Source organism: Roseibium porphyridii, from assembly GCF_026191725.2.
Lineage (GTDB): Bacteria > Pseudomonadota > Alphaproteobacteria > Rhizobiales > Stappiaceae > Roseibium > Roseibium porphyridii.
The window spans coordinates 2313304-2327247 of the sequence record NZ_CP120863.1 but is presented as its reverse complement, the minus strand read 5'-3'; the positions used below and the strand labels follow the sequence as shown (position 1 = coordinate 2327247).

The 13944-nt window shown below is 54.8% G+C and carries 13 protein-coding genes and 1 riboswitch; of the genes, 4 read left to right on the top strand and 9 right to left on the bottom strand.

Translation table 11 applies throughout. From position 1 onward, the window contains the following. Positions 1-7 precede the first annotated feature (7 nt). Positions 8-1204: a protein phosphatase CheZ gene (locus K1718_RS10870; RefSeq protein ID WP_265684410.1), complete on the top strand. Its 1197-nt coding sequence runs from the start codon at positions 8-10 to the stop codon at positions 1202-1204. Positions 1205-1285: 81 nt separating this feature from the next. On the opposite strand, the gene K1718_RS10865 is transcribed toward K1718_RS10870, so the two are convergent. From K1718_RS10865 to K1718_RS10855, 3 genes are all read right to left on the bottom strand, one after another. Continuing rightward, positions 1286-2302: a threonine ammonia-lyase gene (locus K1718_RS10865; protein WP_265684688.1), complete on the bottom strand. Its 1017-nt coding sequence runs from the start codon at positions 2300-2302 to the stop codon at positions 1286-1288. Positions 2303-2438: 136 nt separating this feature from the next. Beyond that, positions 2439-3488: a glycosyltransferase family 4 protein gene (locus K1718_RS10860; protein WP_265684687.1), complete on the bottom strand. Its 1050-nt coding sequence runs from the start codon at positions 3486-3488 to the stop codon at positions 2439-2441. Continuing rightward, positions 3485-4288: a UDP-2,3-diacylglucosamine diphosphatase gene (locus K1718_RS10855; RefSeq protein WP_265684409.1), complete on the bottom strand. Its 804-nt coding sequence runs from the start codon at positions 4286-4288 to the stop codon at positions 3485-3487. Before K1718_RS10855 ends, K1718_RS10860 begins: the two co-directional genes overlap by 4 nt. Before the next feature lie 268 nt (positions 4289-4556). On the opposite strand from K1718_RS10855, the gene K1718_RS10850 reads away from it, so the two are divergent. Beyond that, positions 4557-5336: an SDR family oxidoreductase gene (locus K1718_RS10850; protein WP_265684408.1), complete on the top strand. Its 780-nt coding sequence runs from the start codon at positions 4557-4559 to the stop codon at positions 5334-5336. Between the two features lie 67 nt (positions 5337-5403). Here the strand turns inward: K1718_RS10850 and K1718_RS10845 are convergent, their stop codons facing one another. From K1718_RS10845 to thiM, 4 genes are all read right to left on the bottom strand, one after another. After that, positions 5404-6666 carry an OmpP1/FadL family transporter gene (locus K1718_RS10845; protein ID WP_265684407.1) on the bottom strand — a complete coding sequence of 421 codons (1263 nt, stop codon included), beginning with the start codon at positions 6664-6666 and terminating at the stop codon, positions 5404-5406. A gap of 616 nt (positions 6667-7282) precedes the next feature. Beyond that, entirely contained in the window at positions 7283-8395 is a 1113-nt protein-coding gene (locus K1718_RS10840) for a TRAP transporter substrate-binding protein (RefSeq protein WP_265684406.1), read from the bottom strand. A 4-nt stretch (positions 8396-8399) separates the two neighbouring features. Further along, positions 8400-9203 carry a bifunctional hydroxymethylpyrimidine kinase/phosphomethylpyrimidine kinase gene (gene thiD / locus K1718_RS10835; RefSeq protein WP_265684405.1) on the bottom strand — a complete coding sequence of 268 codons (804 nt, stop codon included), beginning with the start codon at positions 9201-9203 and terminating at the stop codon, positions 8400-8402. Between the two features lie 34 nt (positions 9204-9237). Further along, positions 9238-10011 (bottom strand): hydroxyethylthiazole kinase, encoded by a 774-nt coding sequence (thiM, locus tag K1718_RS10830; RefSeq protein ID WP_265684404.1) that lies wholly within the window; start codon positions 10009-10011, stop codon positions 9238-9240. 68 nt (positions 10012-10079) lie between these two features. After that, positions 10080-10190, bottom strand: a riboswitch (TPP riboswitch). 139 nt (positions 10191-10329) lie between these two features. Between thiM and K1718_RS10825 the strand changes: the two genes are divergently transcribed. Both K1718_RS10825 and K1718_RS10820 read left to right on the top strand, forming a co-directional pair. After that, a complete protein-coding gene (locus tag K1718_RS10825; protein ID WP_265684403.1) occupies positions 10330-10566 on the top strand; it encodes an Lrp/AsnC ligand binding domain-containing protein in 237 nt (78 codons plus the stop codon). A 24-nt stretch (positions 10567-10590) separates the two neighbouring features. Then, positions 10591-11004: a hypothetical protein gene (locus tag K1718_RS10820; RefSeq protein WP_152500930.1), complete on the top strand. Its 414-nt coding sequence runs from the start codon at positions 10591-10593 to the stop codon at positions 11002-11004. Between the two features lie 34 nt (positions 11005-11038). Here the strand turns inward: K1718_RS10820 and K1718_RS10815 are convergent, their stop codons facing one another. Further along, complete coding sequence (locus K1718_RS10815) at positions 11039-12040, bottom strand: DMT family transporter (RefSeq protein ID WP_265684402.1); 1002 nt, start codon at positions 12038-12040, stop codon at positions 11039-11041. 428 nt (positions 12041-12468) lie between these two features. Continuing rightward, positions 12469-13728 (bottom strand): peptide antibiotic transporter SbmA, encoded by a 1260-nt coding sequence (gene sbmA, locus K1718_RS10810; protein ID WP_152500928.1) that lies wholly within the window; start codon positions 13726-13728, stop codon positions 12469-12471. Between the last annotated feature and the right edge of the window lie 216 nt (positions 13729-13944).

The window sequence follows — 13944 nt, the reverse complement described above, 5'->3', positions numbered from 1 at the left end:
CGTCCACATGAAAGCGGAAGCAAAACAGGAACAAACAGAGCTGATCAGCGACGCTGAATATCAGACTCTTGAGCAAACCCTGATGGAATCCGACCGCGGGCGTCGGTTTCTCAAGGAATTCCTCAAACGACAAAAGACTCCGGAGACAACGGAGATCCTTGGCGCAATTCAACGACTTGAAAAAGTCGTGACCCGACAGCGCAAGGTACCTGACCTCGACAAGATTCGTCTCGACATTGCAGACATGCATGAGGCCATTGAACGAACGAAGTCAGAGATTGCCAATATCAAGCAGGAAGAGGACGACAGCAACCGTTTTGTCGATGCCTCTCACGAATTGGATGCGATCGTCACACAGACCGAAGGCGCGACCCAATCGATCCTCGAAGCCGCGGAACAAATCCAGGAAAAGGCCTGGGTTCTTCGTGAAAACGGTGCCGACGACGCGACTTGCGACGATATCGACGCAAAGGCCACCGAAATCTTCATGGCGTGCTCCTTCCAGGACCTGACCGGTCAGCGGACCAACAAGGTGGTCCAGGTATTGCGCTACCTGGAGAGCCGCATCAATTTGATGATCAACATCTGGGGCATTGAAGATGTTCAGCCCGATGCTCTCGCCGGCCCTGTCGACTCGCGCCCGGATGCCCATCTTCTGAACGGACCGCAACGTGCCGGCAGCGGCGTTTCCCAAAACAACGTCGACGAACTGATGTCGGCAAGCGACGATGTCTTCGATGCCGCGCTGAAGGAAAACAGCACCGAAGTGTCCGCCGAAGCACCTGGAGCAGAACCGGCGGCAACGCAGGCCAGCGAAGCAGATGTCGACGCCATAATGGCCAGTGAAACCGATGTTGATGCAATTATGGCTGGTGGCACTGAGCCTATGGATGCCGCCGCCATCGACGACATGTTCGCTTCAGCTGGTCCTGCTGAGACAGATGAACCGGAAGTCGTCGAAGAGGATGAACTTGAAAGCGCGGATCCTGACGCCACGCTGGACGAAGCTGCCATTGAGAAGCTGTTCGACAACGAGGTTGCCGAGAGCGAAGAAACCAACGTTGAAGTATTGTCTGACGCTAACGCGGAAGCAGAAGCAGAAGCTGACGCCGAATGGGAATTGACGGCTGAAACGACCGAAGCCGAAGGCGATGATCCTCTGGAACAGTTGTCAGAAGCCGAGCGTCAGGCTCTCTTCAACTGATCCAATGCTTTAAGTAACGAAAAGGCGCTGCATATTGTGCAGCGCCTTTTTTGTATCTGTCAGACCGCAGCATCCCTCTATTCAAGGGTGTTGGCGCGAATTCGCCTTTAACAGCATATCCATATCGATGTTCCCGCCAGTCAGCACCAGCCCAACGACCTTGCCGCGCAGCGGAAGTTTACCGGTCAAGACTGCAGCCAGTGCCGCAGCGCCACCAGGCTCCACGACGAGTTTCAACTCCCTGAAGGCAAATGCCACGGCATCCAGTGCTTCCTCGTCCGAGACGGTGACACCTTGTCCGGCCATTTGACGAAGAATTGAAAAGCCGACGTTCCCCGGACTTTCGGAAAGCAGGGCATCACAGACCGAGCCGGTTTTCCGGCTGTTTGACAGTAGGACGCCAGCTTCCAGCGAACGTTTATAGTCATCGAACAATTCAGGTTCGACCGTATGAAATGTGGCGGATGGCGCCGTGTGTGAAAGAGCAAGCGCGATACCGCTTGAAAGTCCACCGCCGCCTGTGCAGGCCAAAACATCATCCAGGCGCAATCCCAATGCGGTCGCCTGAGCAGCCAATTCAAGTCCAACGGTTCCCTGCCCCGCAATGACCGCTGGGTCGTTAAAGGGGTGAACGAAGGTTGCCCCGGTTTCCGCACCGATCCTTGCAGCGATGGCATCGCGGTCTTCATTCTCGCGATCGTAAGTCACGACCTCAGCACCGAATTCCCGCGTGCGAGCAAGTTTGATCGCAGGTGCGTTCTTCGGCATGACGATTGTTGCCGGCATCCCAAGCAAGCGCGCACTTGCAGCAACACCTTGTGCATGATTGCCGGATGAACACGCGACGACCCCATTTGGCCTGTCATTTTCAGGAATGAGACTGAGCCGGTTGAAAGCACCCCGAAACTTGAATGACCCGCTTCTTTGCAGGTTCTCCGGCTTGATCAGCACAGTCGCCCCTGTGAGTTCATCAAGCAACGGATGGCGAAGAACTGGTGTCAGCAGCGCTTCTCCACGAATTCGTTCAGCCGCTGCTTCTATGTCTAAGAAAGATAAGGCCTTTCCGGAATAAGCGGCCGACTCTCCATCGGAGGGCATGGCATCAGTCTTGTTCATCGACACTCACCTCAGTCACTTTAGGGAAGTCCGATGACTAGTGAGAAATCGGCTCAATATCAACAAGCCGGCAAGAATGAACCACATCACTTGGGAGAAACACCGCAACTTCCCGGCTTCATTCAGCTGCGTTCGCTTCGGCAAACTGGGTATTGTGAAAGTCTCGCGCCCTAATGCAATTGTCCAGAAACTGATGAGCGCTCGCAGCCCAGGTGTAATTCATCGCAATCTTGCGGCAATGCTCACGCGGGATATCAAGCGCCGCTTCAGCTGCCTCCTGCAGATTTTCAGACAAGATGCCCGCGCCGGTATCACCGATGACATCCAGAGGCCCCATCACGGGATAAGCGGCGACCGGCACTCCGCAAGCAAGTGCCTCCAGCATGACATTGCCGAATGTATCGGTGAGCGATGGGAAAACGAAGACATCGCCATCGGAATAGTGCCGGGCAAGTGCTTCACCGACCATTGCACCTGTGAAGTGGACGTCAGCATATTCACGGCGAAGCACTTCAAGTTGGGGGCCGCCGCCAACAACGACCTTTGAGCCCTTCAGCTTGAGGTCCAGGAACGCCTTGATGTTCTTTTCAACCGCGACACGCCCGACATACATAAAGACAGGCCTTGGCAAGTCGGCTGGAAGAACGGCCCCTTCATAAGGCTTGAAAAGTTGCTCATCGACGCCTCGGGACCAGCGCATCAGGTTCTTGAACCCGCGCTTGCGAAGATCCTGCTCAAGAGACCGGGTTGCGACCATGCAACCGCACCCTGCGTTATGGAACCGGCGAAGCCAGCCATAGGACCAGTTCAACGGAACGGGCAGACGTGCAGACACATATTCTGGAAACCGCGTGTGGTAGCTCGTCGTGAATGGCAGGCCGGTCTTTTTGGCAACACTTGCAGCAAGCACTCCGAGCGGCCCCTCGGTTGCTATATGCAGATGTTCGCAGTCATATTCCTCGATTTTGCGGCGAACCATGCCCCGATGCGCAAGGGATAGCCGGATTTCAGGATAGGTGGGGCATGGCAGCGTTAGAAAGGCCTGAGGCGACAAGACCTCAACACGAACGCCAATCGCTTCCAGCTCCTCAGCAGTTCGCTCCAGGGATCTGACAACACCGTTGATCTGCGGATGCCAGGCATCCGTCACAATCAGAATGGAACTCATGCGGCGACCGAAGCTTCCTTCGCCTCCACCGGCACGGCTCCCAACCGGGCGCTGTTCACCCATCGTATCACCTCAAACGTCCCATCATGGTGCTCAGCAACCGCAGTGCAGCTCTCCACCCAGTCTCCGGTGTTGATATAGTGAATGCCGTTCATATCACGGTTGGCAGCATGGTGAATGTGCCCGCAAATGACACCATCAACACCCTGGCGCCTTGCCTCTTCGGAAAGGGCTTCTTCGAACCGTCCAATAAAGCTTACCGCATTTTTGACCTTCAGCTTCGCCCAGGCAGAGAGCGACCAGTAAGTCAGGCCCAGGCGGCGGCGTACCAGGTTAACCCAGGTGTTGACGTTCAGCGCCGTCACATAGGCTTTGTCTCCGAAGAATGCGAGCCATTTGGCGTGTCGGATCACAACGTCGAACTGGTCTCCATGTATGACCAGATATCGTTTTCCGTTCGCCGCTTCATGCACGATGCTATCGGCAACCTCTACACCTCCGAAATGAGTGCCCAGAAAGTTTCTCAGGAACTCGTCGTGATTGCCGGGAATGTATAGAACACGTGCGCCCTTTCGGCCTTTGCGAAGGATTTTCTGGACCACATCATTGTGCAGTTGTGGCCAGTGCCAGGACCGTTTCAACCGCCAACCGTCGACAATATCTCCCACGAGATATACCGTCTCGGCGTCGTTTTCCTTCAGAAAGTCCAGCAGCAGTTCAGCTTGGCAACCACGTGTGCCCAAGTGCACATCCGAGATGAACAGGGCCCTGTAGTGGCGCGATGCCTCCGAGACAGACATAGCAATTCTCCAAATACCTTTTGGAGCGCTTTAGACGCGATTCAGGTATCACTATTGTGACAAAACGCCAGGGATACCGCCGAGGTTCTGATTTCCGGCGATTATGATTAACGTTGGATCAGTCCGCAAAACGTCAAGATTTCTAGCTGAAACAACCTGACCTTACGCCAATCCCCTACCTGCAAGAGCCTGTTTCAGCTATCAGATTGACGGCACATTCGTAGGCAGCCAAAAGAGGCAACACGATTGCCCAAAGAGGAGACAAGAAATGGACCTGGGTCTAAGCGGTAAAAAGGCCATCATCTGCGCATCCAGCCGAGGCCTGGGTCGGGGCTGTGCGGAAGCCTTGGCAGAAGCGGGATGCGACATTGTTCTGAACGGGCGCAACGAATCCGTGCTTGCCGCGACCAAATCCGCCATTCAGGAACGCTACGATGTAAGCGTCCAAAGCGTCGCTGCCGACGTCTCAACCCGTGAGGGTCAGGACGCTTTGCTTGCGGCCTGCTCAGCACCCGACATTCTGATCAACAACAACGGCGGTCCACCTCGCCGGGACTACACCGAACTCACCCGGGAAGCACTGCTCGAAGGCACGGTTCAGAACTTCGTCACACCAATCGAATTGATCCAGGCCGTAGTGCCTTCAATGAAGGAACGCGGTTTCGGGAGGATCGTCAACATCACGTCCCTTTCAGTCAAAATGCCGATTGAAGGGCTGGATCTTTCCAGCGGAGCGCGGGCGGGTCTCACAGCCTTTCTGGCCGGTGTAAGCCGTCAACTGGCTCCCCACGGCGTCACGGTAAACAACATCCTGCCCGGCAAGATGGATACGGACCGCCTGAAAGGCGGCTTTGAACTGTCTGCAAAACAGTCCGGCAAAAGCGTCGCCGCGGTCCGCGAGGAACAGGCAGCCGGCATCCCGATAGGGCGATTTGGCAACGCGGAGGAGTTCGGTCAGGCCTGTGCATTCTTGTGCTCACAATATGCCGGCTACATCACCGGACAGAACCTCCTGATTGACGGCGGCCTTTATCCAGCAGCGTTTTAAGAGACCGCTCCTTCAAATAAAAAGGCCGGGGTTTTCCCCGGCCCATTGCATTCCCACTTTGACTTGATCAGAACTTGTAACGCAGCGACGCTGAAATGATGTTCACATGGCTGTCGACATCGGCAGTGTAGGTGCCGAAGGTCGCGTTAAAGTCCTGGTGGTTGGAATCGATATTGATCTTTGTCGATTCCGGGATGATGTGCGTGTACCCCAAATCAAAAGACAGATGCTTGTTGAAGTTGTAGCTTGCACCTGCGGAGAGCCACCAGCGATTGTTGTCCGGCAAACGGGTCGAGCGGATATCCTCGTCGATCGGTGAGATTTCGTAGCCAAGACCAGCGCGAAAGGTCAGCTTCTCGTTGTAGTCGTATTCCCCACCAAGCGAGAAAAACCAGCCGTCATCATAGTTGAAATGAAGCGTGGTCAGCGCTGCGCCGGTTGCATCGGAAATTGCACGCGGCGATTTCAACCGGCTCCAGTTTGTCCATTCAACGGTACCCAATACACGAATTTTGTCAGTGATTTTTTGCCGGGCAGAAATGTTGACCATATCGGGCGTTACGACACCAAGGCCGATGGCCCGGGTCACACCTCCAACGATCAGGTCACCATCAAGGTCATGACCGACGCCGGAACGATAACCGACACCGATTTCCGTACCCTCCATCGGGCGTACCGTCAGACCGGCCGTAACACCATAGCCGATGCTGCTGCCCGAGATTTCGTTCGAACGCGGAAACCCTGCTCCCGAGGTCGCGTCAGCCGACTTCAGCGAGACATCGAGATATTGAACCTGAATACCGACGGCCAACGAAAACATCTCGTTGATCTGAAGCGCAACAGCCGGATTGACGTTTAGCGAGAACACCGACGACGATCTTGAATAGAACTGAGCCGCCCAGTTTTGCTCCGGTTTGGTAGACAATCCGAAGGGCGCATTGACGCCGACACCGAAAATCAGTTGGTCGTTCAGCCGATAGGCGGCATAGGATGCCGGAATAAAAGCATCAGACGCGATGTCGCCGCTTCCGATAGATGATGTCCCAAGCGCTCCCCCGCTGAGCGTTCCATCGATTTCCGAGACCGGGAAAAGCCCTGTGTTGTGCGCCTCGACAGTCAGGCCCTGTTGCGCACCTATCAGCGACGCCGGGTTCCAGTACATAGAGGATATACCACCGCCCGAAGTTCCATAGCCTGCGAATGACAGCCCCTGATAATAAGAGCTTTGCTCACGAAGAGCGAAGCCCCCTGCATGCGCACTGGTCGCAACTACAGATAGAATAATTGCAGAAGTTGTAAGTAGTAGTGTTCTTTTGTCTGCCCACGGCATTACGTTTTCTCCCGTCCTCATGCCCAAGGATGTTTCGTGACATCTCTAGACAGGTTTCCCGGAGAACGAAGACCGATTCAACACGTTAAAAAACTCAATCAGCTTTAAGAAAAACTTTGCTGCAGCGCGAAATACGCCTTAATCAGACAGGTTATTCTCTTAGGCAGGATCATAACACTGACAAAAGGTTCGCTTCTGAGACTGTTTGTCACGTTGGCGACACACTTTCACACGATTGCCTAGAAAATAGGCAATCGAGAGACAACCTTCCGATAACGTCAATTAACCTGTGGACGTTGCGGCTTTGCCACACGTACCCCAAGGGAATATGCCGCCCTTGTTGGACAAACTTCCGCAGAAACACTGGCAATTTGCACAATCCATAGAAAGGCAGATTTGAAGACTGTGCCCCGTTTGGTGACCTCAAAAGGTCTCCGAGATGCCGAAATCACCCCGAATTCAGATCGAATTTTCCAAGAAATCACCTGCTTCAAGGGCACAACCTGTGTGTGTCATCGCCCTGCACATCCATGTGGTTGTTGACGCAACTGCCTGATATGCAGTTGCGAAACCGGCAGTGCCAGACCGGGACGGGACGGCACTGCCGAAAGTCACTTCACACACTGTCGTCTCTGGCTGTCATGAAGCTGCGCATTGCCACGCTGCTCCAGGGACCAAGTCTGTGCTTCGCCGTCTGGTGACTTTCATAGATGCGTTTCGCCAAGGGGTCTTTCTCGGCAAACTCTGTCAGGACGATTCCCGCGGTTTCTTTCAGCGCACTCATGATGTCATCGGGATAAGGCAACACGCTGACGCCGTCTTCGTCCTGAAGCAGCTGTAATGAGCCCGCGTTTTCCCAATCACTTTCAGCAAGTGCCCGTCCGTTCTCCGCACGGCATGCTTCAAGCAAGACACTCTGAAAGTCTTCAGGCAACCGATCAAATGCATCCTGATTGAAAAGGGCTTCACCAGTGCCGTTGGGTTCATGAAAGCCAGGCGAATAGTAGGACTTGGCGACTTTCTGAAAACCCATTGCCCGATCGGACCAGGGACCAAGAAACTCGGTAGCATCGAGAACACCCGATTGAAGTGCTTGAAAAAGTTCCCCAGGCGGCAGTCCCACGGGCGTTGCCCCGAGACGACGCATCACTTCGCCGCCAAGGCCCGGCATCCGGATTTTCAGTCCCTTGAGGTCATCAAGCCCTTGAAGCTCTTTTTTGTACCAGCCGCCCATCTGGACGCCCGTATTGCCCGCCATGACAGGTTTCAGTCCAAATGGGGCATAAAGCTCGTCCCAAAGTGCTTGTCCGCCGCCGCGTTCGATCCAGGAGATATGCTCGTATGGCAACAGTCCGAAGGGGATGGCCGTAAAGAACACCGAAGCCGGGATTTTGCCTTGCCAGAAGAACGATGCCGTATGCGCCATTTCAGCCGTTCCGGCCGACACTGCATCAAACACGCCGAGCGCCGGAACCAATTCACCCGCTGCATAAAGCCGGATCTGAAAACGGCCATTGGACATAGCCGCGACCTGATCGGCTATCCTCTGTGCACTCACACCTGGGCCCGGCAGGTTCTTCGGCCAGGAGGTAACCATCTTCCATTCGATGGGATCAGCATCGTCCGCGATTGCCGGCACTGCGAGCACGGAAGCGCCTGAAAGGGCCGATGCTCCCAGCAAGGACCGGCGGTTGATGAGACGTCCTTCTGACGATTTCATGTCCGTCATCTCATTAGCTCCAAAGGGAATGAAAGTGGTGCACTGGCCCGTGTCCCTGGCCGATGTTGAGCAAATCAGACGCGGCAATAGCTGCCTGTATGTAGCTCTTTGCTGATCTGACCGAGGCTTCAAGCCCCTGCCCCTTGGCAAGCCCTGCGGCAATCGCAGATGACAGGGTACAACCGGTTCCGTGCGTGTTGCCCGTGGCAATTCGAACGTCACGAAGCCAGATCGCCGGCCCATTCGGTGTCAGGAAAAGGTCTGCACTCTCCTGACCGGTTCCATGCCCGCCTTTGAGCAGAACGGACTGCGCGCCCATCTTGAGAAGATGCTCAGCCTGCTCCTGCATCTGTGCTTCTGTTTCGGCGACATCCGTTTCAAGCATTCTGGCCGCTTCGTGAAGATTGGGCGTGATTACCTCCGCGAGAGGTACAAGAAGCTCGATTAGACTGGAGACAGCGCTGGTTTGGAGCAGAGGGTCGCCTGAAGCGGCAACCATCACCGGATCAAGGACAACTGGTCCGGTTGAGTGGGCTCCAAGCCCCTCAGCAACAGCTTCTATGATCGGCACCTTTGAGAGCATCCCGATTTTGGTCGCCCCGACATTCAAATCGGAATAGACGGCATCCATCTGCGCCCGCACAAAATCGGGTGGTATATCGTGAATGGCGCTCACGCCAAGGGTGTTTTGCGCAGTCAAGGCGGTCAGGACGCTGGCCCCATACACGCCGTTTGCCGAAAAGGATTTCAGATCAGCTTGAATGCCGGCGCCACCGCCGGAATCAGAGCCTGCAATCGTCACCGCAATCGCGGTCATGGTGTCCTCCTTCGAAAATCTGGAATTCTGATGCTTAAGCGCTGCGAAGACGGGCTTCGATATCGCTGAGGCTGAGGCTGTAAAGAGCATCGAGCAACTCAGGCACGAACGTGCCCGGGCCCGCTGCCTGACCGGCAGCAACTTCACCTGCAATGTTGAACACCGACAAACCGGCCGCAGCCGCCAATGCTGTGTCCTTCTCGACACTGGCAAATGCTGCCAAAACGGCACCACCTGCACACCCGGTCGCCGTCACGCGCGCCATCAGGGGATCGCCGTTGAGAAGATGGAAATCTCTCTTGCGGCTTTCGATCTTGTCCCGTTCTCCGGTTACGGCAAGAACCGTTCCCTGCGCAATCAGTGCCTCGACATCTGCCCGGTCGTGAAAAAGAGCGTTCTGTTCAGCCTCGTTCAGGCGAACGAGATCCGGCTGAAAAGCCAAAAGCTCCTTGGCGAAAGCGCATCGCACCGGCGACAGGTTCACAAAGACCGGGTCGATCAGGACAGGATGATTGTTCTCCCGCGCGGCTGCCACGGCCAACGGAATGGCTGCACGGCGGGTTTCGTCAAGCGTGCCAAGATTGACCAGAAGCGCATCCGCACCGGCGGCGAAACTCGCAACCTCCTGCGGCGCAATGGTCATGGAAGGAATGGCACCAAGTGCGAGCAGCACATTGGCGGTAAAACCCTGCGCAACGGCATTGGTTATTGCGTGAACGCGCGGTGTTCGCCGGCGCACACGCTGCAGAAGATCAAAAACCGTCTCGGGTTGAAGATCTTGCGTTGAAGCCGCGATTGAGAGGCTCATGTGTTCCCCCCGGGCATCGTCGGTTTCAGGCCGGAAAATTCTGCAGGATTGAAAAAGGCTATTGCCAGAGACATCGTCATCTCAAATCCCTCCGCCGGTACCAGCCGGATCAGGTTCAAGGAGTTGGCAAGTCGCCTCTCAGCCCGCGCCACAATGGCCGGGCACCCCCATGAGATGCTTGCACTGCTAACAAGGCTGACAACGGATTGCAAGTACCTGCCCAAAGGCTTGTCGGCATCTGCAATTGACTGTGGCGAGGAGATGCGCGATGTCCTTGAGAGCAATTTAATCCAACGCGCCAAACGTCCGGAGCTCCGTATGACCCCGTTTTTCGTGATGATCAAATGCCAACTGGGCGAGACCTATCAGGTTGCCAGCGCTATCGCAGATGCAGAAATCGCGTCGGAAGTCTATTCCACCAGTGGCGATTATGATCTTCTGGTCAAGTTCTATGTCGAAAGCGACGCGGATATCGGCCATTTCGTCAATGAAAAGGTGCATCCTATCGATGGGATTCAGGACACCAAGACGATCATTACTTTCAAAGCCTTTTAAGGCACTGCAAGCAGGAGCCGAAAAATGCGCATGATGAAATCCGCCTTGCTATCCGCCACCCTCTGCATTCTTCCAGTCACCGCGAGTGTACCGGCAAAGGCACAAGGCATGCCGCCGGAACAGATCAAGCAAATTCTTGAAGTCACCAAGACCAGCTGGGTGGCCTTCCGGGACTGGGAAGGCCAGGACCTCATCTATTTTACCCACCTTGAAGCCTGGAAATGTGGCATCGACTACGTCTTCTTCGGCCTGAATGGAAGTCCGTTGGAAGAAATCTGGGAGCTGGATGCGTGTGACCCGGACAATCCGAATGCTGTTTTGAAAGACAAGCCGTATCTGGAAATGCCGGACGGCTCTGTTCAATCCATCAGCGTTCAGCTTGTCTTTCCGGACGGCACCAAAAGCACGGTCGAGACCTTCCCCTACAAGCCACAATGACCAACGACACTTGGCACAAAGCCTGACCCTGCGGTCACGACTTTGACGGTGAGGACGCTCTTCGTGCCTTGGTTCTGTCGAGGCCAAGCCTGTGCTCGCGGTAAATCACGAAAATGCCGGCAGCAATGACAATCATCGCTCCGAGCACCACCTCTGTAACCGGCACTTCGGAAAAGATCAGCCAGCCGACGATAATCGCCCACAGCATGTTGACGTAGTCGAACGGAGCAATGGTTGAGGCTTCCGCGTAGCGATAGCTTTGCGTCAGAAAAATCTGTCCGACCCCACCGGCAAGCCCGATCAGAACCAGCAGTCCCGCAGTCGATGCATCCGGCCAGACCCAGGCTTGCCCAGACGCAAGCAGGCCCAAGGGAAAGGTCAGCAAAGACAGCAAGGTGGCAGCACCAGCAAACCAGGTGACGATGGTTGACGTGCGTTCCGTCTCGCACAGCTTTCGCACTGTGATCATGGCCAGCGCGGCAAAACCTGCACCCGTCACACCAATCAGCGCGCCAAGCGCCGAAGCATTGTCGAGTTGCCCTTCCCCCAGATGGGGAGACAAGACGACGAGAATGCCTAAAAAGCCGACGCCGACCGCACTCCAACGGTAGATGCGCACCTGTTCGCCAAGCAGAAAAAACGCGAGAACAACCACGATCAGGGGTGTGGCAAAACCGATCGCGGTCGCATCCGGCAATGGCAGCAGATAGAGCGCAGTAAAGCCGCACACCATTGCTGATAGTCCGACGGCAGCGCGCGTCAGGTGGCCCTTTGGGTTCTGTGTTTGAAAGGCAAGCCCAAGTTCGCCTCGAAAAGCAACCATCAACAGAACCGGGAACAGACCGAAAAAGTTTCGTGCGAAAACAAGTTGACCAATTGGCACGGTTTCAGCTGCGATCTTCAGCGCGGTTGCCATGACGAAAAACGCAATTGTCGAGGCCAGCTTCAGTGAAATACCGAGCATGGGCGCATGACGCGTCATGCCGGTCGGTGCAGGCTGCCGTTTCAATCGGGTTTTCACGCTTGCAAGCGTCATGACGAATTCCAGGAACCGGCGCAATGAAAACGTCTTGCCCGTGATGCACCGGACTGGAAATCACGTGACGTTGAACAGAAACTGCCATCGACTGAAAGCTCAGCCGCATCAAGAAACGGATCGCCTTGAAAAGGCAGTTTTGGGGCGGGGTCTTAAATGAGTAGCCTGAACAGTATCTGTCCTGTGCGCATCATTTGCAACGCCGCTCTTGAAATTCGTCATCAGGAGATACGAGCGCAAGCGGGATCAGACGCCATCCGGCGACGCGGTTTCAAATCGCTGGAACCACTCAGAATGTCTTCTGCCAATCGGACTTTGGTCTGCATCGTCATAGCTTTAGCGCCATGCACAAGCACAGCCCTGCAGCTCTTTTGTCGCAAATCTCTGCCTGTTTGACGCCTGAAATTGTTCTTTCAGGCTGCCAATCCCTAGAGCTTAGCCTCTTTTTCCGACAGCAGTCTCGCCAGTTCTTCCGGCGGCATCGTCTCGCGCTCGGCGATGGACACTTCAAAGCCCTTGAGGCGTTTGTAGATGGAAAGCAGTTCGATAATCGTCGACCAGGAATTCACCAGATACTGGAAGGAATTCGAGACCTGGCCAAACGCCGTCAGGATCTGCTGGACGATACCGTATGTGATCGTACCGGCGACAATCGTTGGTACCAGAATGAAATACGTGAACATGTTGTCGGCCTGCAGATAGAACCCGCGCGCCAGATTGAAATAGAGGTAATGAAAATAGAGACGGAAGTAGTTCTTCCTTACATTGCTGAATAGCTCGGTGAGAGTTGGCGGCTGAGCCCTGTGCTCATGATCCTCACCATAGACGAGCTCTTTTCGGTACGCGGCTTCAACCCGTTGGTTGTGAAACTCAAGTCCGGGCAGCCTGATCCCGACCACGGCAAGCAGAACGGTCCCGAACAATGACCACAAAATGGCTGCGGTGAAGAGAGGCGCGGGGATTTCACCAACAATCGGCAAGGTGCTGACATAAGTCGACAGACTGAAAAGCACAGGAAGGAACGCAATCAGCGTCATGACGGCATCGATCATGGAAACACCCAGGCCTTCCATGATGGAGGCAAAGCGCATCGTATCTTCCTGAATACGCTGCGAAGCACCCTCAATGTGACGAACATTGCCCCACTTGGCGACGTAATAGTCGTTCATCGCGGTACGCCAGCGGAAGATATAGTGGCTGACAAAGAACCTGTTCATCACAAACAGTGCCATCGACAGCCCTGCAATCTGCGCGAACATCAGCATGAGCATGTAAAAATCGGCGGCAACAACGCCTTTGTCGCCTTCCAGCGCATTTTGCAGCGTATCCCCGAAGGGTCGCCGCCAGTTGTTGATCGCCACCGAAACCTGAACCGAAAAATAGGTGATGAAAATGATCAGAGAAGAACCCCAGACGGACCATACATGCCATCTGTGATCGCGCTCGAAATACCACCAGAAACCGCCGAAAAGCACGGTGCAAACGGCGTAGTAGATGTAGAACCACAAGAAGTCGGGTGTCACGAAAAACCTGAGATCGATCGGGGGTGGACCTTCAGGTGCAGTTCCAAGCCCCAGGCTTGGACCAAGGTCACTGGCAAATCCGTACCAGACGATTACTGCAGCAAGCGACCATATCGCGGCAGACAGGAAAAACAGTTTTGGTTTCGGAAAGAAGGATTGAAACACAAGTAAATTCCTGACTGTTCGGTTTAATGAGTGACGATCAGAGCCGCCAGATAGTCAAACTGTGCTTGGTAACGACGAAATCAAGCAAGAAGCTGAATAACACTATTCACACAATTATAAACACTACAGCGTCTAGCCGTAGTCCCAGGTGACACAACAACACTCAAATTCCTGTGTGGCGTCGCTGTGACTTGCACAAAAAAAGAGGCATCTTTT

Excerpts from the sequence above, each read along its gene's own strand:
- K1718_RS10845 (WP_265684407.1), bottom strand. The coding sequence starts at position 6,666 with ATGCCGTGGGCAGACAAAAGAACACTACTACTTACAACTTCTGCAATT.
- thiM (WP_265684404.1), bottom strand. The coding sequence starts at position 10,011 with ATGAGCCTCTCAATCGCGGCTTCAACGCAAGATCTTCAACCCGAGACG.
- K1718_RS10855 (WP_265684409.1), bottom strand. The coding sequence starts at position 4,288 with ATGTCTGTCTCGGAGGCATCGCGCCACTACAGGGCCCTGTTCATCTCG.
- K1718_RS10825 (WP_265684403.1), top strand. The coding sequence starts at position 10,330 with ATGACCCCGTTTTTCGTGATGATCAAATGCCAACTGGGCGAGACCTAT.
- K1718_RS10820 (WP_152500930.1), top strand. The coding sequence starts at position 10,591 with ATGCGCATGATGAAATCCGCCTTGCTATCCGCCACCCTCTGCATTCTT.
- K1718_RS10840 (WP_265684406.1), bottom strand. The coding sequence starts at position 8,395 with ATGACGGACATGAAATCGTCAGAAGGACGTCTCATCAACCGCCGGTCC.
- K1718_RS10860 (WP_265684687.1), bottom strand. The coding sequence starts at position 3,488 with ATGAGTTCCATTCTGATTGTGACGGATGCCTGGCATCCGCAGATCAAC.
- K1718_RS10815 (WP_265684402.1), bottom strand. The coding sequence starts at position 12,040 with ATGACGCTTGCAAGCGTGAAAACCCGATTGAAACGGCAGCCTGCACCG.
- K1718_RS10870 (WP_265684410.1), top strand. The coding sequence starts at position 8 with ATGAAAGCGGAAGCAAAACAGGAACAAACAGAGCTGATCAGCGACGCT.
- K1718_RS10865 (WP_265684688.1), bottom strand. The coding sequence starts at position 2,302 with ATGCCCTCCGATGGAGAGTCGGCCGCTTATTCCGGAAAGGCCTTATCT.
- thiD (WP_265684405.1), bottom strand. The coding sequence starts at position 9,203 with ATGACCGCGATTGCGGTGACGATTGCAGGCTCTGATTCCGGCGGTGGC.
- K1718_RS10850 (WP_265684408.1), top strand. The coding sequence starts at position 4,557 with ATGGACCTGGGTCTAAGCGGTAAAAAGGCCATCATCTGCGCATCCAGC.